Origin of the sequence: Nocardia sp. NBC_00881 (assembly GCF_045207455.1) — a bacterium.
In the GTDB taxonomy this organism is placed as follows: Bacteria; Actinomycetota; Actinomycetes; order Mycobacteriales; family Mycobacteriaceae; genus Nocardia.
The window spans coordinates 3,969,651-3,987,575 of the sequence record NZ_CP108798.1; the positions used below are offsets into that span (position 1 = coordinate 3,969,651).

Below are 17,925 nucleotides of genomic sequence, written 5' to 3' on the forward strand. Positions count from 1 at the left end.
ACCCGCTGGCAACGCACCCATCAACCGGCCCCGCGCCGCCACCAGGGCACACGCGTCCGACAGCGACCACACGCCCGCCACAAACGCAGCCGCCAACTCCCCGACCGAATGCCCGATCACCACATCCGGTGTGACACCGAACGATTCGAGCAGCCGGAACAACGCCACCTCGAACGCGAACAACGCCGGTTGGGTGAACTCCGTCCGATCCAACAACCCATCCGGATCGGCAAATATCAGATCTTTCAGCGAGCGCCCGAGCAACGGGTCGAACTTCGCGCACACCTCATCCAACGCCGCCGCGAACACCGGAAACGCGCGATACAGACCTGCGCCCATACCGGCTCGCTGAGCACCCTGACCAGTGAACAGGAAAGCCGTCTTATCAGAACCCGCTTTCGCCTCGATCGCGCCCGCCGCGCCCGCCGCCAACTCGGTCAGACCGGCCAACAGTTGGTGCCGGTCTCGTCCCAAGACCGCACCGCGCCAGTCCAACAGTGCCCGCGAGGTCGTCAAGGAATGCGCTACATCCCATACGTCTGCGTCGGTGTCGCCGATCAACCACTGCCGCAAACGATCCGCCTGTGCGCGGAGGGCCTCGGCGGACTTGGCCGATATCACCAGCGGAACGACATCCGACACGATGGGCTTCGCAGCCGCCACCTGCTCGGAGTCGGCTCCCGACTCCGCGACGACCGGTTCGGCGGGTGCTTCCTCGAGAATGAGGTGGGCGTTGGTACCGCTGGCCCCGAACGACGACACACCCGCCCGACGGATCCGCTCCTCCGCAGGCCACGGCTCACTGTCTTGAAGCAGCCGTACCGTACCCGCGGACCAATCCACATGCGGCGTCGGCACATCCACATGCAATGTCTTCGGCAACATCTCGTGTCGCATAGCCTGCACCATCTTGATCACACTCCCCACCCCCGCTGCCGCCGATGTGTGACCGACATTCGACTTCAGCGAACCCAAACGCAGCGGAGTGCTCGCACGCTGCTTCCCGTAGACGCTGATCAGTGCCGACGCCTCGATCGGATCCCCCAACATCGTGCCCGTGCCATGCGCCTCCACCGCATCCACATCCGACGCCGACAAACCCGCATTCGCCAACGCCTGCGCGATGACTCGTTCCTGCGCCAGACCATTCGGCGCAGTCAAACCGTTACTCGCACCGTCCTGATTCACCGCACTACCGCGCACCACCGCCAAGACGGTGTGACCGAGCCGCTGGGCATCCGACAACCGCTCCAACACCAGCACCCCCAGCCCCTCGGCGAAGCCAGTCCCGTCGGCGGCCGCCGCGAACGCCTTGCAGCGCGCGTCGGGCGACAGCGCACGCTGACGCGCGAACGCGATCAGCAGAGACGGATCCGACATCACCGTGACGCCACCCGCCAGGGCCAGCGTGGCGTCGCCCTGCCGCAACGCCTGACACGCCAGATGCAAAGCCACCAACGATGACGAGCACGCGGTGTCGACCGACATCGCCGGGCCCTCGAAGCCGAAGGTGTAAGCGATCCGACCGGACAGCACACTGTTCGCGACGCCGAGGTAGGCATGACCTTCCGCCTCGGCGGTGATGGTCGGCGAGCCGATGCGAGGGCCGTAGTTCTGGTGGATGACTCCGGTGAAGACGCCGGTATCACTGCCACGCAGCGACACCGGATCGATACCCGCATCCTCCAACGCTTCCCAGACCGCCTCCAGCATCAGACGCTGCTGCGGATCCATCACCGCGGCCTCACGAGGACTGATCCCGAAGAAACCCGCATCGAAGTCGCCGATGAAGTCCAGGAATCCGCCTTCACGGGTGTAGATCGTGCCCGGCACATCCGGATCCGGGTGGTACAACCGATCCAGATCCCACCCCCGATCGGTAGGAAACCCACCGACCGCATCAACACCGGAAGCAACCAGATCCCACAGCTGCGCAGGGGACTCCACACCACCCGGATAGCGGCAACTCATCCCCACGATCGCGATCGGCTCCCGCGCCCGCTCCTCCAGCACCCGAATATTCCGGTTCGCAGCGCGCAGATCTCCGGCCAGCTTCTGCAGAGACCGCGTGAGTCGTTCCTCGATACTCATGACCGACCAAACTCCTCATCAATCAAATCCAAGAGCTCGTTGCCCGAATGCGCAGCGAAGTCGTCGTCCCCATCGCTCTGCCGTCGCCCCCCGAAATGGACCCGAAGACGGTCACTGATGCCGAGCAATGTTGTCACCGTCGCCTCGTCGTCTTCCGCCACAGCAAGGAGACGGTCGACCATCGCCTGCAAACGGGCAAGGTCCTCGGCCACGGTGTGCTCGACGGGGTCGTCGATCGGAGCGATCTCCTGGCGGACGTAACCGGCCAGTGCTTCCGGAGTGGGATACGAGAACATCGTGGTGGGGGATAATCGCACGCCGACAGCCGATTTCAGGCGGTTGCGGAATTCCATCACGCCGAGCGAGTCGAATCCGAGATCTTTGAACGGCTTGTCGGGGGCGATCGAGTCCGCAGTGGTGTGTCCCAGGACGGCCGCGGCTTGGACGCGGATTACGTCGAGAACGACGCATTCCTGCTCAGCGGTCGAGCGGCCGAGCAGTTGCGCCGCCAAACCTGCGGAGCGCCCATTCAACGCTGTCGCGTGCCCGCTCTTGGTGGCGCTAACGCGGCGGTGCGCCGGCCGTGCAACGCCGCGCATGATCGCGCGCGAACCATCGGCATCTGTCTCGGCGAGCACGTTCCGATCGATCCGGACCGCCACGAACGCCGACCGGCCGCCCGCCAGTGCCGCGTCGAACAACGCCATACCGTCCACGTCACCCATCGGGACAAAACCTTCCCGCCGCAACCGAGCGAAATCAGCCTCACCGAGCGCACTGGTCATGCCGCCGCTGCGCTCCCACGGCCCCCACACCACCGACGTCGCCGGCAAACCGCTCACCTGCCGGGACTGTGCCAACGCGTCGAGGAATACATTCGCCGCCGCATAATTCGCCTGCCCCGGATTACCGATCACACCCGCGATCGAGGAATACAACACGAACATCGACAGATCCAAGTCTTTGGTCGCCTCGTGCAAATTCCACGCCGCATCGACCTTCGGCCGCAATACCATCGCGATCCGCTCCGCGGTCATCGTGGCCAGCAACCCATCGGCCAACACACCCGCGGCATGAACGACACCGGTCAACGGATGCTGCGCCGGAATCGCCGCCAACACCGCGTCCAGCGCCACCCGATCAGCCGCATCACACGCGACCACATCCACATGCGCACCGAGTGCGGTCAGCTCGGCAGTGAACTCGGCCACGCCGGGCGCCTCCGGACCACGCCTGCTCGTCAACACCAGCCTGCGCACACCGTGCGCGCTGACCAGGTGCCGCGCGGCCACTGCACCCAACCTCCCGGTACCGCCGGTGATCAACACCGTGCCATCAGGACGCAACGGATTCGGCACGGTCAGCACATTCTTGCCGATATGCCGGGCCCGGCTCAGGTGCCGGTACGCTTCCGGCGCCTGCCGCACATCCCACGCCGTAGTCGGATACGGTGCCAACACCGCGGCATCGAAAAGTCTGACCAGAGCAGTCAGAATCTCCCCCAGCCGATCCGGACCCACCTCCGTCAACATGAAACTGTGGTAGTCCACCCCCGGATGCTCGGCAGCCACCTCGACCGGATCACGTCGATCAAGCATGCCCATCTCGACGAACCGACCACCGCGCGGCAGCAATCGCAACGACGCGTCGACGAATTCGCCTGCCAACGAATCCAACACGATATCCACCCCACGACCGTCGGTGGCGTCGAGGAACTTCCGCTCGAAATCCGAAGTCCGCGAATCACAGATCTCCGAATCATCGAACCCCATATCGCGCAACACATTCCACTTCGGCTTGCTCGCGGTCACCAGCAACCGCAAACCCAGATACCGCGCAAGCTGCACCGCCGCCATACCAACACCACCCGTAGCCGCGTGCAACAACAGGGTTTCACCAGCCTGCGCCCCGGCCAGATCGACAAGACCGTAATAGGCAGTCGCATACACGATCGGCACCGCCGCCGCCTGAGCGAACGACCAACCCCTCGGCATCGGCGCGAGCAACCTACGATCAGCCACCGCAACCGCCCCGACACCCGAGATCAACCCGAAAACCCGGTCACCAGGCACGAACTCGGTCACATCCGGCGCCACCTCCAGCACGACCCCGGCCCCCTCCCCACCAATTCGACCATTTGGGTCCGGGTAAGTGCCCAACGCGATCAATACGTCCCGGAAATTGAGACCCACCGCCCGCATGCTCACCCGAACCCGCCCCGGCCCAAGGGGTTCCAACACACCCGGGTTGTCGCTCAGACCGAAATTGTCAGCGGCCAACGTACCGTTACCACGCAAAGTCAACGCCCACATCGAGGGGGCGACCGGCTCACTGTGCACACCGGACGAGCCGAACAGGCCATTTATTCCATCGACGGCGACCCCGAGCCGCGGCGCGTGTGCCGTCCCACCTCGCAGCGCCAACTGGGGTTCACCTTCGATCGTCAAAGCCAATGCCACGGCATTCCGACAGTCGGCCCAATCATCGACATCCACCAGGAGAATCCGGTCCGGGTTCTCACTCTGCGCGGTGCGCAGCAAACCCCACGCCCCCGCCCCGGCCAAGTCCACCCGCTCGCCGGGATGCACCACAACCCCGTGGTGGGACACCACGACAACGAGCCGGTCTCCCATCAGCAGCAGCCGCTGCACCCGCTCCGCCAGCTCGGTCACCAGATCCCGCACCGCCGCCGGAAGATCACCGTCGAAAGCCGCGTCGAGCCGCAGCACAGTCGCGTCCCGTCCCGCGATCGTGACGGTTTCACCGTCCTCGGTGACGCTCCAGGCGCCGGCCACCGCGAGTCCACCCGCGTGGTCTGGTAGCGCGACCCAATCCACACCGTAACCAGCGGCGTCGGTCCGTTGCCGCGCCGAACCGAGCATGTCGGGCGACAGCGGACGCAGCGTCAACGAATCCACCTCGGCCACCACCATGCCCGACATGTCGGTGAGGGTCATCGCGATCCGCTCACCGCCCGGAACGGACCCGGCCGCGGTCGCCCGGACCCGCAGCGCGCTCGCCCCCGTCGCGTGCAACGTGACGTTCTCCCACGAGAACGGGACGACGACCGCACCGGCCCGCGTGCCAGGAGCCAGCCCGCCGAGCAGGACCGCGTGCAGCGCGGAGTCCAACAACGCCGGATGCACAGCGAACTCCACAGCCTCCGATCGGACTTGCTCCGGCAGCGCGACCTCCGCGAACACCTCACCATCGCGCACCCACAGGGCAGTCAATCCCCGGAAAGCCGGTCCGTACTCATAACCCAACTCGGAAAGATCCGCGTAGGCGTCATCGATCTCCATCGCCGTCGCGCCGGCCGGCGGCCAACTCACCACACTCGGGTCCAGCGACGGCTGATCCGACTGGGCGGTGACGGTCGCGACCGCGTGGCGGACCCACTGGTCTTCAGCCCGATCGGAATCGTCGCCACCGCACGTACGCGAATACACCGACACCGTCCCCACGCCCATCTCGTCCGGTCCCCCCGCCACCACCCGCAGCCCGACCGCTGCGGTGGACGGCACCGGCAGGGGCGCCTCGATCACCAACTCCGCCAACCGCGGGCACCCGACCACCGTTCCCACGTGCAGCGCCAACTCGACCAGAGCAGCGCCGGGCAGCAATGCCATCCCCGCGACAACATGATCGGCCAGCCACGGACGACCGGCTCGAGACAGCCTGCCGGTGAACACCACATCCTGAGAATCCGGCAGCCGCACCATCGCGCCCAACAGCGGATGTCCCGCATCATCCATACCCGACTGCCACACATCCGCCGCGCCGACAGGCTGCAACCAGTACCGCTGGTGCTGGAACGCGTACGTAGGCAGTGGCACTCGATCCACGAAGCGGCCCTCGAACAACGGCGTCCAGTCCACCCGGACTCCGGCGACATGCGCCCGCGCCAGGGAAGACACGAACTGGGTCGGCTCGTCGGTCGATCGTCGTGCGGCCGCGATCACTGTCGAGCGGGCCTCGATATCCGGGGTCTCGGCAAGACACTGCCGAGTCATCGCGGACAGCACAGCATCCGGACCGATCTCCACAAACCGCCGCACCCCCGCCTCGACCAGCGTGTCCACACCGGGAGCGAAGCGCACACACCCACGCACCTGATCCACCCAATACCCCGGGTCGGTCACCTCGTCACCGAACACAACCCCCGAAACGTTCGACACGATCGGAACGGTCGGCCGGTGGTAGGTCAAACCTTCGGCCACACTGCGGAACTGGTCGAGCATCGGCTCCATCAACGCCGAATGGAACGCATGACTGACCCGCAGCCGGGAGGTCTTCACTCCGTCCACGGCAAACGTGTTCTCGATCTTGTCGATCGCGAACACGTCTCCCGACAACACCACCGACGACGGACCGTTCACCGCCGCGACCGACACCCTGCCGTCGAATCCAGCGACGATTCCCGCCACATCCGCCTCTCCCACAGCCACCGCCAGCATCGCCCCACCTTCAGGTAGCGCACCCATCAACCGCCCGCGCGCCACCACCAGGGCACACGCATCCTCGAGCGACCACACCCCCGCCACATATGCGGCGGCCAGCTCCCCGATCGAATGCCCGATCAGCACGTCCGGCACCACACCGAACGACTCCATCAGCCGGAACAACGCCACCTCGAACGCGAACAACGCAGGCTGCGTGAACTCCGTGAGATCCACCAACGCCGCATCACTCGGATCGAACACCAGGTCCTTCAACGACGATCCGAGCAGCGGATCGACCTGGGCGCACACCTCGTCGAACGCCGCCGCGAACACCTCGAACACCGCATACAATCCCGCACCCATACCGGTCCGTTGCGTACCCTGCCCAGTGAACAGGAACGCTGCCTTGCCTGAACCCGCTGTGGCCTCGATCGTGCCCGGCGAACCAGCCGCCAACTCGGTCAGACCAGCTAGCAGTTCGTCCCGGTCACGCCCGACGACAGCTCCGCGGCAGTCGAGCCGAGCACGAGACGTCACCAAGGAATGCGCGACATCCCACACGTCCGCGTCGGGGTGGTCGATCACCCACTGCCGCAGTCGATCCGCCTGCGCACACAGACCGGACTCGGAACTCGCCGATACCAACCACGGCACGGCCACCGAGGGGCGGGGCGCCGGCTGTGATACCGAAATTCGCTGGGCAGGTGCTTCTTCCAGGATGGCGTGGGCGTTGGTGCCGCTGACACCGAACGAGGACACTCCCGCGCGGCGAACACGCCCGTTGCGTGGCCACGGCTGTGCGTCGGTCAACAACTCCACATCGCCGGCCGACCAGTCCACCTTCGGGCTCGGCTCATCCACGTGCAAGGTCTTCGGCAGCGTTTCGTGCCGCAACGCCAGCACCATCTTCATCACCCCGCCTACACCGGCTGCGGCAGTGGTGTGCCCGATATTCGACTTCAACGACCCGAGCCACAACGGCCCACTCGATCGCCCCTGCCCGTAGGTTCCGATCAGCGCCTGCGCCTCGATCGGATCACCCAACGGCGTTCCCGTCCCGTGCGCTTCCACTGCATCGATATCGGTCGGCTCCAATCCCGCGTTCGCCAACGCCGTTGTGATCACCCGCTCCTGCGAAGGACCATTCGGCGCCGACAAACCATTGCTTGCACCGTCCTGGTTGATCGCGCTGCCACGCACCACCGCCAGCACATGGTGACCCAAGCGCTGCGCGTCCGACAGGCGCTCGAGCACCAGCATGCCGACGCCCTCGGAGAAAGCCGTGCCATCTGCCGTGGCAGCGAACGACTTGCAACGCCCTTCGGGCGATATGCCGCGCTGCCGCGCGAAATCGATGGAGAGATAGGGATCGGCATAAATCGTCGCGCCGCCGGTCAATGCCAGCGAGGTCTCTCCCTGCCGCAGCGCCTGGCAGGCCAGATGCAATGCGACCAGCGACGACGAGCACGCAGTGTCCACGGTGACCGAAGGCCCCTCGATGCCGAAGACATACGACAGCCTTCCCGAAGTCACACTGCCCTGTGTGCCGGTGAGTCGATGACCCTCGAACTCGGGAGTGACACGGTTGAAGTAGCCCGAGTAGCATGCCCCGACGAATACGCCGGCATCGGTGCCACGCAACGCGACCGGGTCGATACCCGCGTTTTCCAACGCCTCCCAGGACGATTCCAGCAAATGACGCTGCTGCGGGTCCATCGCCGAGGCCTCCCGCGGACTGATTCCGAAGAAACCGGCATCGAAATCACCAGCACCGTCGAGGAACCCAGCACGACGGCTGTAGACGGTGCCGGGCTTGTCCGGATCCTCATCGAACAGCCGCTCCAGATCCCAACCTCGATCCGACGGGTACTCGCTGGTCGCGTCGATACCGGCGACGAGCAGATCCCACAACTCATCCGGGGATGTGACGCCGCCGGGGAACCGGCAGCCCATCCCTACAATGGCGATCGGCTCGTCGGTTCGTACCCGACGCGCCACCTTCTTGACCGGCTCGCCCGCCGCCTTCGGCTCCACACGGGACAACACCAGTTTCGCCACCGCCGCCGGAGTCGGGTAGTCGAACACCAGCGTCGAGGGCAGCGGTACACCGGTGGCCTTGCCCAGTCGGTTGCGGAATTCCACCCCACCCAACGAATCGAAACCGATCTCGTCAAAACGCCGATCGGGCCGGATATCGGCGGCCGAATCATGCCCCAACACCGCCGCCGCCTGCGCCAACACCACCTCCGACACCACCTCACCACGCCGGGCCTGCGGCACCTGAGCCAACCGCTCAGCCAACGCACCCGCCGCGGGCTTTGCCGCAGCCTTCACCGGACGCGGCACGAACCCACGCAACACCGCGGGAACCGCCTCGGGATCCGACGCGCGCCGCAACACACTCGCGTCGAACCGGATCGCGGCCAAACGCGCGTCCGAACCAGCAACCGCGTCGTCGAACAAACGCACACCTTCAACATCACCGAGCTGGCCCAGCCCCAACCGCTCCCACCGCGCCAGGGTGGTGCGGTCCAGCTCACCGGTCATCCCGCTGCCGGAGTTCCACGGCCCCCACGCCAACGACACCGCCGGCAACCCCGCCGCGCGGCGCCGCTGCGCCAACCCGTCCAGGAAACCATTCGCCGCGGCATAGTTGCCCTGCCCAGCCGACCCCAGCACACCCGCCATCGACGAGAACACCACAAACACCGACAAATCACGGTCACGAGTCAACTCGTCCAGATACCACGCCCCCTGCACCTTCGGCGCCAGCACCCGATCCACCTGCTCACCCGTCAACGACTCCACGGTCCCGTCGTCGAGAACCCCGGCGGTATGCACCACCGCAGTCAACCCGCCCTCGGAATCGATGGTGTCCAACAACTCCCGCACCGCATCACGATCGGTGACATCACACGCCACCACCCGGACATCAGCACCTGCCCGCGCCAGTTCAGCGACCAGCTCGGCCGCGCCGGCCGCCGCGGGTCCCCGCCGCGACGTCAACACCAGCCGGCGCGCGCCGTGTTCGGCGACCAGGTGACGAGCGAACAACACACCGAGTCCGCCGATACCACCGGTGATCAAGACCGTCCCGTCCCCGAACGACGGCGCCGCATCGATGTCGTGGCCGCCGTCACCGCCCGATGCCCGCGTCAGTCGGGGAACCAGCATCCCCGGACCACGCACCGCGACCTGCGGCTCACCCGAAGCCAGCACGGCCGCGATCCGATCGGCATCCAACGACTCGGCCGGGTCCTCGTCGAGGAGAACGAACCGCCCCGGATTTTCCGACTGCGCACTGCGGACCAACCCCCACACCGCGGCCGCAGTCACATCCGGAACCTCCCCCGGCAACCCCACACCACCCGCGGTGACCACCACCATCCGAACATCCGACAAACGCTCTTCGGCAAGCCATGACTTCAACATGGCCAAACTGCCATGCACACCTGCCCGCACCACTCCCGGATCATCGACTACCTGCCCCGGGACCCGCCATACCACCACTGCCGGAACATGCTCCGCGGCAACAACATCGGCAACCGATGCGAAGGACACCTCGACCCCCGACACCGTCGAATCCGCAAGCACAGCCATCGGCAGCGCCGGCCGACCGGCCGCCGCCACGGGCTCCCACTGCACCCGGTACAGACTCGCCTCGTCACCGGACAAGCCACGCCGGAATTCCTCGACATCATTGCGACGCATCATGACCGCGTCGACCGACAGGATCGGATTGCCGTCCACATCCACGGCCGCGACAGCGATGGTGTTCACTCCGGCTTTCGCCGCGATAACCCGAAGTGCCGTCGCCTCCGTGGGCACCGGCGAGTGGAAACGCGCACCACCCCACTGGAACAACAACCAGCCGGCGTCCGGGTCGGGATCCGCAGCCCGAAAAACCAACCGGGAAAGCCCCGCATGCACCACCAGCTCCATCAAAGCCGGATGCAGACCATGCCCGGACTCCGGCGCCGCGTCGGTGTCCAACACGACCTCCGAGAAAACCGTGTCGCCACGCTGCCACACCGCAGGCACACCGATGAACGCCGGACCATACTCGAGTCCGGTGTCCTGCGTGATCTGCTCCGGAAGCGTCAACCGATCTACATCTACGAGTTCGGCATCGACCGGCGGCCAGTCCTGGTCCCGCAATTGCGACACCAACACCGAAACGCCGGCCGACTGCGCCGTAAACACACCCGTCGCATTGCGTGCCCATCGCTCATCGGACGAATTCCGGTAGAAGAAATCGAACGAACGCCGCCCGGACTCATCCGCCGCCGCCACCAACACCTGCAACTCGACCACATCGTCACCAGGCCGGATCGGCGCCTGCACCATGACCTCCTCGACCACCTCACAACCGATCCGGCCACCCGCGACGAGAAGGAACTCCAGCAACAACACACCCGGCACCACCACCACGCCATAAGCCATATGATCAGCGATCCAAGGATGCGTACGTAACGAGAACCGGCCGGTGAACAACCACTCATCAGTACCCGCAAGCTCCGTCACACCCGTCAGAATCGGATGATCTCCGAAGCCGCCGACAGCTCCCACAGCCTCAGGCTGCAACCAGAACCGCCGATGCTGGAACGCATAGGTAGGCAACGAGACCCGACGCGTCCCACCCAACAGCGAGCGCCAGTCCACACCGACACCTGCCACATGGGCCGATGCCAAACCGGACACGAACTGGGTCGGCTCATCGACCGAACGCCGAGCAACCGCGACCACGATCGATGTGGCCTCGACATCCGGAATCTCGGCAAGACACAGCCGAGCCATCGTCGACAGCACAGCATCCGGCCCGATCTCCACAAACCGGCGCACCCCCGCCCCGACCGCCGTATCGATCCCCGGCGCGAACCGCACACAACCACGCACCTGCTCGACCCAATACCCCGGATCAGTCACCTCGTCACCGACCACAACCCCCAACACATTCGAGACAATCGGCAATCTCGGCAACTCGTACGCGATCTCTTGTGCCAGCGAACCGAATTCGGTCAGCATCGGATCCATCCGCGCCGAATGGAACGCGTGACTGACCCGTAGCCGATTCGTCTCGACCCCAGTCGCCGACAGCTGCCGCTCGATCTCCTCGAGGGCGTCGGCGTCCCCGGACAACACCGTCGACAACGGACCGTTCACCGCCGCAACCGACACCCGATCACCGAACCCGGCGACGACCGCCGCCGCTCGTTCTGCACCGATTGCCACGGCGAGCATCGCGCCGCCCGCCGGCAGCGCACCCATCAACCGACCACGCGCCGCCACCAACGCACACGCATCCGCAAGCGACCACACCCCCGCCACATACGCCGCCACCAGCTCCCCAATCGAATGCCCGATCAACACATCCCCCACCACACCGAACGACTCCAGCAACCGGAACAACGCCACCTCGAACGCGAACAACGCAGGCTGCGTAAACTCCGTCCGGCCCAACACCCCCTCCGGATCGGCGAACATCACCTCCCGCAACGACCTGCCGAGCAACGGGTCCAATTCCGCGCACACCTCGTCCAACGCCGACGCGAACACCGGAAACGCGCGATACAACCCCGCGCCCATCCCGGCCCGCTGCGCACCCTGCCCGGTGAACAGAAACGCCGTCTTCCCCACAGCGACCTGCCCCTCGATGACCGACGATGTCGCCTCACCCGAGGCGAGATCAGCAAGGCCCGCCAACAACTGTTCCCGGTCACCGCCCACGACCGCACCACGCCGATCCAAATGCCCCCGCGCCTCGACCAAGGAATACGCGACATCGGCGACATCGACATCCGGCCGGTCGATCAGCCACTGCCGCAACCGATCCGCCTGCGCACGCAGCGCCTCATCGGACTTCGCCGACACCAGCAACGCAACCACATCAGTCACCACGGCCGACGCGCCGGCACCGGCGGCCCTGTCGACCACGGAAACTGCAGTGGAGGGAGCTTCTTCGAGGATCACGTGCGCGTTGGTGCCGCTGATCCCGAACGACGACACACCCGCACGCCGCACCCGATCGGAGGCAGGCCACGGCTCGGCGTCGGTCAACAGCCGCACCGATCCCGCGGACCAGTCCACATGCGGCGTCGGCGTATCCACATGCAACGTTTTCGGCAGCATTTGGTGGCGCAACGCCTGCACCATCTTGATCACACCACCGATACCCGCAGCGGTGACCGCGTGACCGATATTCGACTTCACCGATCCAATTCGCAGCGGCTGCTCGCGATCCCGCCCATAGGTAGCGATCAGCGCCTGGGCTTCGATCGGATCACCCAACGTCGTCCCGGTCCCGTGCGCCTCCACCACATCCACATCCGACGGCCGCAACCCCGCGGCCGCCAACGCGGCAGTAATCACCCGCTCCTGCGCCGGACCGTTCGGCGCGGTCAAACCATTGCTCGCACCGTCCTGATTGATCGCGCTACCTCGCACCACGGCCAAGACGGTGTGACCCAAGCGCTGCGCGTCCGACAGGCGCTCGACCACCAGTACCCCGATACCCTCGGACCACACCACGCCGTCGGCGGCAGCGGCGAACGCCTTGGACCGCCCGTCCGGCGCCAACCCCCGCTGGCGAGCGAAGTCGACGTACAGGCTGGGGCTCGCCGACACATTGACACCACCCGCCAGGGCCAGCGATGTCTCGCCCTGACGCAGCGCCTGGCAGGCAAGATGCAATGCGACCAGCGACGACGAACACGCGGTATCCACCGTGACCGCAGGCCCCTCCAACCCGAAAAGGTATGCGACGCGGCCGGATATCACGCTTTGCGACGTTCCGGTCAACCGGAAGCTTTCGTACGAGCCGGTCACGCCCCGCGAGTAGCCCGAATCCCAGGCACCGACATATACGCCGGTGTCGGTGTGGCGCAGCGCGGTCGGGTCGATCCCCGCGTCCTCCAAAGCTTCCCAGGAGACTTCCAACATCAACCGCTGCTGCGGATCCATCGCGGCCGCCTCCCGCGGGCCGATACCGAAGAATCCCGCATCGAAAGCACCCGCGTCGGAAAGGAATCCGCCTTGCCGGGTGTAGACGGTGCCCGGCCTGTCCGGATCCGGATCGAACAACCGCTCCAGATCCCAACCCCGATCCGACGGAAACGGCCCAATCACATCCCGCCCCGCCGCAACAAGATCCCACAGATCCTCGCCGGATTCGACACCACCGGGGAAACGACAGCCGATCCCCACAATGGCGATCGGCTCGTCCGAGCTTGTGCGACGCACAACCCGCCGCACATCCAGATCCACACCCTCCAGCTGCGACCGTACCAACCGGGACACCGCAGTCGGCGTCGGATAATCGAAAATCAGCGTCGTCGGCAACTCCACACCAGTGGCCGTCACCAGCCGATTCCGCAGCTGCTGACCACTGAGCGAATCGAACCCGAACGCAGTGAACGGCAGATCCGGACGCACAGCCTCCGAAGACTCGTGACCAAGCACCGCCGCAGCCTGCTCAGCCACCAACGCAAACACCAACGCATCACGTTCCTGCTCGGCAACAGCGAACAACCGCGGCGCCAACGGACCCGCCACCACAGCACGCCGCCTACGCACTGGAGAAACACTGCGCTGCCGCGACGCCTGCGACTCCGCAGATGCAGGCTCGGTCGCTTCGGCCGGCGCGAGCACCAGCTGCTCGATCGACAGGATCGGCTCACCATCCTCAGCAACGGCCGTGACCCGAACAGTGTCCGCACTCACCTGGTCGATTCGGACCCGCGCCGCTTCTACACCACCGCGGTAGAGCCGAATACCATTGAACGACAACGGCATCCAGACGTCATCCGTCTCGCCGAGCCCGCCCATACCAGCATGCAGCATCGCATCCAGCAACGCCGGATGAACACCAAAACGCTCGTTCCGATCAACTACGGTCTTGTCGAGCGACACCTCGGCGAACACTTCGCGACCGCACCGCCACGCCGCCGTGACTCCTTGAAACGCCACACCGTAACCCACGCCACGCTCGGCCGACCGGCCGTACAGTTCTTCGGCTGACACCGGCTCGGCCACCGCGGGTGGCCAGTCACCACCCGACCACAACAGCGCGTCGTCGGCGTGCGGGGCGAGAACACCCGTCGCACACTGCCGCCACTGCGAGATGTCGCCATGGGACGCGACGGCCCACTCGGCATCATGCCCCTCGAGGGACTCCGCGCTGTCGGGACGAGCGTGGATCGTGAAAGCTCGCCATCCGTGCTCGTCCGCCGCGGCAACACTCACCTGGATGTTCAACGCCATAGCCCGCAGCGGCAACGACGAAGACAGCCGCAACTCCGCCACCGACTCCGCCCCCACCCTCGCACCCACGCTCAACGCGACATCGACCCACACCGCAGCAGGCACCGCAGCCGACCCGAAGACCACATGCTCGGCAAGCCACGGATGGACCTCGGGCGTCAGGCGACCGGTGAACAACCAATCGTCCCGGCCGGCCACCGACACCGCGGCACCCAACACCGGATGACCCGGAGAAATCAACCCGGCACGGCTCACATCACCCAACCCCACATCCGCCACGACCCCCGGCGTCCAGCACCGCCGCCGCTGGAACGCATACGTCGGCAGATCCACCCACGCCGCCGGCGCAGTCAACACCTCCGGTGTGACGTCGATGCCAACACAATGGGCACCCGCCAACGCCGCGGCGAACTGCTCGTGACTACCCCGACCACGCCGCAACGTGCCGAGGACGGCCACCTGATCGGCTTTACCGATCGACTCCGCGGTCAACTCGATCGCCGCCGACACCACCGAATGCGGACTGGCCTCGACGAACGCATTCATCCCGGCACCGATCAACGACTCGATCGCCTCACCGAAGCGAACCCGCTCCCGCAAACCCCGGTACCAATACCCCGCATCCAACCCCGCCGTGTCCACGAACTCCGCGGTCACCGTCGAAAAAAATGGAACCGAACCCGTTTTCGGCCGAATCGGCGCCAACTCGCGCAGCACCCGAGCCCGAATCCGCTCCACCGCCACCGAATGCGACGCGTAATCCACCGAAACCTGCTTCGCCCACACCCCCTCGGCCGCACATCCGGCAACAAACTCCGCCAACGCACGGGACTCACCCGAAACCACCGTCTGCCCCGGCCCGTTCACCGCCGCCACCGACAACCGATCACCGAACGCTGCCAACCGATCCGCCACCACATCCGCCGCCAAACCGACCGACGCCATACCCCCCGAACCCGACAACACCTCCGCAACAGCACGCGACCGCGCCGTCACCACCCGCGCCCCATCCGCCAACGACAATCCCCCAGCCACCACCGCCGCCGCGATCTCACCCTGCGAATGACCCACCACCGCAGTCGGCTCCACCCCACCAGCTCGCCACAACCGCGCCAACGACACCAACATCGCGAACAGCACCGGCTGCACCACATCCACTCGCTCCAGCGACGCCGCACCAGGCTCCCCGCGGAGCACTTCCGTCAACGACCAATCCACAAACGGCGCCAACGCCGCGGCACACTCCGCGATCGACTCCGCGAACACCCCACCCGACGCCAACAACTCCGCACCCATCCCCACCCACTGACTGCCCTGCCCCGGAAACACGAAAACCACCCGCCGAGACAGGGCATGACCGGTCACCACGTACGGCTCGGTCGCCACCGACTCCGCCGCCGAATCGGCCAACACCGCCAACCCTGCGCGCATCGCATCGACATCGTGCCCGACCACCGCACCACGCCACTCCAACGGCGTACGCGTGCGCATGAGCGAATACGCCACCTCGGCGCCACCCCCCTGCGGATGATCGGCCAACCACTCCCGCAAGCGAACAGCCTGCTCCCGCAAAGCTTCCCGGCTCTGCCCGGACAACACCCATGCCAGCGGCCGCGAGGCGCCCATGATCCGGGCCGGTCCTGTCCCGGAGTGGCTTTGTCCGGGGAAGCGCGCCGGGATGACGACACCGACCGCCGCAATCGGCGACAGTGATTTCGGCTCGCCCGCAATCGGTGCGGGAGCTTCCTCCACAATTACATGCGCGTTGGTGCCGCCCATACCGAACGACGACACCCCCGCCCGGCGCAGCGCCACGGTATCAATCGCAGCGTTCGCTCGGTCCTCATGATTGCGCTCCAATGCCGCCTCGGGCCCAACGCTCGACGCCGCAGCAGACCAGTGCTGCGTCGTGGTCTGCACCCGTAACCCCAACGCATCGAGCGGGATCCGCGGATTCGGAGTGTGAAAGTTCAAGCTGGGCGCCAGTTCCCGATACCGCAGGCACAACGCGGTCTTGATCAGACCCGCGATCCCCGCAGCCCCCTCCAAATGACCGATATTCGTCTTGACCGAACCAACGACCAACGGCGAACCCTCCGGCCGCCCCACACCATAGGTCTCGCCGAGGGCCTGCGCCTCCACCGGGTCACCTGCGGGCGTGCCGGTACCGTGCAACTCCACATAACCCACCGACACCGGTTCCACATCCGCAGCCGCCAGCGCAGCCCGAATCACCGCAGCCTGCGCCGCCACGCTCGGCGCGCTCAACACTTGACGCTCGTTGCCGCTGTTGACCGCACTACCGCGGACCACCGCATAGACCCGGTCACCATCGGCGACCGCCCGCGCCAACGGCTTGAGCACGACAATGCCGCCACCTTCACCGCGAACCGTGCCATCCGCGCGTTCATCGAAGGTGTAGCACCGTCCCGACGGCGAATGCGCACCGAAGTGTTCATAGCGCTCACCGCCCAACGGCGAAAGAATGAGATTCAATCCGCCCGCCAGCGCCACATCGCAATCCCCGCCGCGCAGCGATTCACACGCCAAATGCACCGCCACCAGCGACGAGGACTGGCCACTGTCGACAACAATGCTCGGACCGGTGAACCCGTAATAATTGGAGATCCGGTTCGCGGCCACCGACCTACCCACAGCCCACAACGAATGCCGACCGACACCGGATTTGCCTTGCGATGCCACAATTTCGGCGAAATCCGTCCCGGTGCTACCCAGGAACACCCCGGCCCGGGCACCATGACGGTCGCGGTAACCGGCGTCTTCCAACGCCTCCCAGCTCAGCTCGAGACCGAGCAACTGCTGCGGATCGATCGCACGCCCCTCATTCGGCGGCACACCGAAGAAATCGGCGTCGAACTCCGATGCCGACTCGAGGAATCCGGCCTTCTCCTCGATACCCGGACGATCGGCAGGAGCCGACCCGATAGCGTCACGACCCTCGCGCAGCATCCGCCAGAAACTCTCGAGGTCGGCAGCATCCGGCAACCGGCACGACATTCCAACGATGGCGATCTCATTCGCTGATTCGACCATGGGATTCCTCTACCGCGTCTTACTCGATACCAAGAATTGCGATTTCGCGCTTGTGTGCGTCAGCCGGGTCGGCCACGGC

General features: G+C 65.9%; 2 protein-coding genes (1 of these 2 cut by a window edge). Both read right to left on the reverse strand.

The window, feature by feature from the left end; genetic code table 11:
- Nucleotides 1-2,091 carry the 5' end (the start) of a type I polyketide synthase gene (locus OH799_RS16535; protein WP_406281199.1) on the reverse strand. Its footprint begins 14,505 nt before the window's first position, so 2,091 of the gene's 16,596 nt are visible here — the first part of the coding sequence; it begins with the start codon at nucleotides 2,089-2,091; its stop codon lies beyond the left edge, outside the window.
- The gene (locus OH799_RS16540; RefSeq protein WP_406281201.1) at nucleotides 2,088-17,846 is read right to left on the reverse strand and encodes an SDR family NAD(P)-dependent oxidoreductase; all 15,759 of its coding nucleotides are present in this window, start codon (nucleotides 17,844-17,846) and stop codon (nucleotides 2,088-2,090) included. The genes OH799_RS16535 and OH799_RS16540 overlap by 4 nt, the downstream gene beginning before the upstream one ends.
- Nucleotides 17,847-17,925: the final 79 nt, after the last annotated feature.

Excerpts from the sequence above, each read along its gene's own strand:
- OH799_RS16540 (WP_406281201.1), bottom strand. The coding sequence starts at position 17,846 with ATGGTCGAATCAGCGAATGAGATCGCCATCGTTGGAATGTCGTGCCGG.